The 2,911-nt window shown below is 72.3% G+C and carries 3 protein-coding genes; 1 reads left to right on the top strand and 2 read right to left on the bottom strand.

Annotated features, from left to right (window positions below; genetic code table 11):
- Window positions 1-196: 196 nt before the first annotated feature.
- Window positions 197-466 carry an SCO4848 family membrane protein gene (locus AOK09_RS40615; protein ID WP_055591196.1) on the bottom strand — a complete coding sequence of 90 codons (270 nt, stop codon included), beginning with the start codon at window positions 464-466 and terminating at the stop codon, window positions 197-199.
- A gap of 142 nt (window positions 467-608) precedes the next feature.
- Between AOK09_RS40615 and AOK09_RS34780 the strand changes: the two genes are divergently transcribed.
- A complete protein-coding gene (locus AOK09_RS34780; protein WP_063796162.1) occupies window positions 609-2,009 on the top strand; it encodes a D-alanyl-D-alanine carboxypeptidase family protein in 1,401 nt (466 codons plus the stop codon).
- 138 nt (window positions 2,010-2,147) lie between these two features.
- Here the strand turns inward: AOK09_RS34780 and AOK09_RS34775 are convergent.
- Window positions 2,148-2,911 (bottom strand): YihY/virulence factor BrkB family protein (locus AOK09_RS34775; protein WP_055591195.1); only part of this gene is annotated, 764 nt, incomplete at its 5' end.

Raw genomic sequence — 2,911 nt, 5'->3', positions numbered from 1 at the left:
GTGCGGGGGGAGGGCAGTCCTGGGGTGCGGGTGCCAGGCGTGGTCACGTGGGTCCTCGGAGACTCAGCGAGCGGATATCACTTCTTCAGACGGACGAGCCCGCCGATCGGATGCCCCTGCGAAGGTCAAATGTCCGGCAATTTCGTTCGAAAGTCTTTCGGGCGGCCGGGCCGCGGGAGGCGGTCCGGCCGGCGGGCTACTGCGTCAGCCCGGGGAGCTTCTGCCGCCTGGAGGAGGCCCGCAGGCCGCGGACGCCCACCACTCCCACCAGTGTGCCCAGCGCGAATGAGGTGACCGTGAGCGCCAGGTGAACCCAGAAGAACGCGGTGGGACGGGAGTGGTCACCGTCGGTGAAGGCCTGGCCGCCGGAGTCCGCCCACAGGTTCTTGGCGAACGTCACCCAGATGATCCAGCTCCAGACACCGAAGGCGGCCAGGAACCAGGAGGTGCGGCGGCTGAGCTTCATGTCACGTCCTTGGCGTACGGCAGTGGTTCTGTCCAGTATGGGCGGTTGTGGCCAAGCACCGACACGCGGGTCCGCTAGGGCGAACGGGGGATGCCGGGCCTCCGGTTGACGGCTTCGGTGCGCCGCCGGGTACGGTCACCGGGTGACCAGCGCCGAAGACCTCACAGGTCCTCAGGAGACCGGCTGCATATCCCCGGGTCCCGGGTCCCAGCGTCCCGGCAGGGGCCTTGCCGCCCTGCTCGCCGCGACCGCCGCAGCCGCCACCGTACTGCCCATGGCCGCCCCTGCCGCCGCCGCGCCGACCGGCGCCAAGGCGAGCAAGCATCCGGCGCCCCCGCAGGAGATGTCCACCGTCGGCGGGGAGCAGCTCGGGCGCCCCGGCGTCCAGGTGCAGCCCGGCGGCGGTGCGCCCGCCCTGCCCGACGAGATCACCGGCCTCTCCTGGGTGGTGGCCGACGCCACCACCGGTGAGGTGCTCGCCGCCAAGAACGCGCACTGGCGGCTGCCTCCGGCCTCCACCCTGAAGATGCTCTTCGCCGACACGGTGCTGCCCAAGTTCCCCAGAACGACCAAGCACACGGTGATCCCGGAGGAGCTGGCCGACATGGGCGAGGGCAGCAGCCTGGTCGGGATCAAGGAGCACCTGGACTACCGGGTCGAGGACCTGTGGCGCGGTGTGTTCCTGCGCTCGGGCAACGACGCGGTCCATGTGCTGGCCCACATGAACGGCGGAATACCCGCCACCGTCCACCAGATGCAGGCCGAGGCGGACGAACTGCAGGCCGGTGACACCCATGTGGTGAGCCCGGACGGCTACGACGAGCCGGGCCAGGTGTCGTCGGCGTACGACCTGACCCTCTTCGCCCGGCAGGGGCTGCGCAACGCGGACTTCCGCTCCTACTGCGCCACCGTGTCCGCGAAGTTCCCCGGGGATCTGGATCCCAAGACCCACAAGCGGGAGACCTTCGAGATCCAGAACACCGACCGGCTGCTGACCGGCGCCTGGGGGATGACCCCGTACCGGGGGCTGATCGGGGTCAAGAACGGCTTCACCACCAACGCCGGGAACACCTTCACCGGGGCCGCCGTACGCGGCGGGCACACCCTGATCGTCACGGTGATGCACCCCGAGCCGGTCCACACCAACCAGGTCTACATCGAGACCAGCAGGCTGCTGGACTGGGGCTTCAGCGCGCTGGGGAAGGTCACCCCGGTGGGTACGCTGGTCGGTCCCCGGTCCGACCAGAGCTCGGACGCCACCCCCGCGGCCTCCCAGACCGGCCGCCAGGCCCGGCCCGGGGCAGGGGCGGGAGCGGGTACCGCGGCCGAGGAGGCCGGCGGCACCGGCGGGATCTCCACCGGCTGGGTCGCCACCGGGATCGGCGCGGTGGTGGCCGTCGGCGGACTCGGCCTGGCCCGCAGCAGGGCCCGCGCCAGGCGGCGGGCCGCCTGCGACGAGGCCGCGGACGCCGCAGCCTCCGGCGCCGCCCCGCCCGCGGGGTCCACCGCGGTCGGCGGGCGCCGCCGTCGCCGACGGCGCTGACACACCCCTGCGCGGCGGGGGCCGGTCACGGGTCCCTGGGGACGCGGCCGGCCTTCGGGCCGCCGGCCGCGCGGCATCGCTCGCACAACGCCGTACGAATGGTGCGGGGGCCCCGCTCCGACCGTGCCCGGCCCTGCCTCAGTGCGGGGCCACGGGAGCGCCGCCCCCGGCCTCGTGATAGGCGTGCAGCGCCTGCTTCCGGGCACGGGCCCGGGCCTCGTCCGAATCGGCGAGGGCGGTCCAGGAGACGCAGTACAGCAGCAGCCGGCTGACGAAGTTGATCCACAGCAGCAGGGCCACCGGCACACCGAAGGCCCCGTACATCGACTTGCCGGCCACCCCGCTGATGTACGAGGAGAGCAGGATCTTCAGCACCTCGAAGCCGACCGCGCCGATCAGCGCGGCCGCCAGCACCGTGCGCCGCCGCTGGTCGGTGATGCGGGGGAACGCGGTGAGCAGATAGGCGAAGAGGATCATGTCTGCGACGACCGCGATGGCGAATCCCGCCAGGCCCAGCAGCCAGGCGCCCACTCCGCTGCGATCCAGCCCCAGGGCCTCGGCGAGCCTGCCGGTGAGGGCGCTGAAGATGGCCGAGGCGCCCAGGGAGACCGCCGTGACCACGCCGAGCCCGACCAGTACGCCCACGTCGAGCAGCTTGCGCACCACCGGGTTGCCCGGTTCCGCGTCCACCTGCCAGATGGTGCGGATGGCGGCCCGCATGGTGTCCACCCAGCCCAGGCCGGAGATCAGCAGCACCACGCCGCTGACCAGTCCCACCGTGCCGGCGTTGCTGGCCAGGGAGTTGATGTCCACGGAGTCGGCGATGCCGGGGATCTGCTCGGAGATCCTGTGCTGGATGTCCTTGACCTGGTGGTCGGAGAGGGTGGCGGCGGCCGCCGCCA

The sequence above is a fragment of the Peterkaempfera griseoplana genome, assembly GCF_001418575.1.
Classification (GTDB): Bacteria; Actinomycetota; Actinomycetes; order Streptomycetales; family Streptomycetaceae; genus Peterkaempfera; species Peterkaempfera griseoplana.
Note: the sequence above shows the minus strand (reverse complement) of the source record. Positions and strands in the feature narration are given on the sequence as shown.

Coding starts and splice junctions, on each gene's coding strand:
- AOK09_RS40615 (WP_055591196.1), bottom strand. CDS start 466: ATGAAGCTCAGCCGCCGCACCTCCTGGTTCCTGGCCGCCTTCGGTGTC.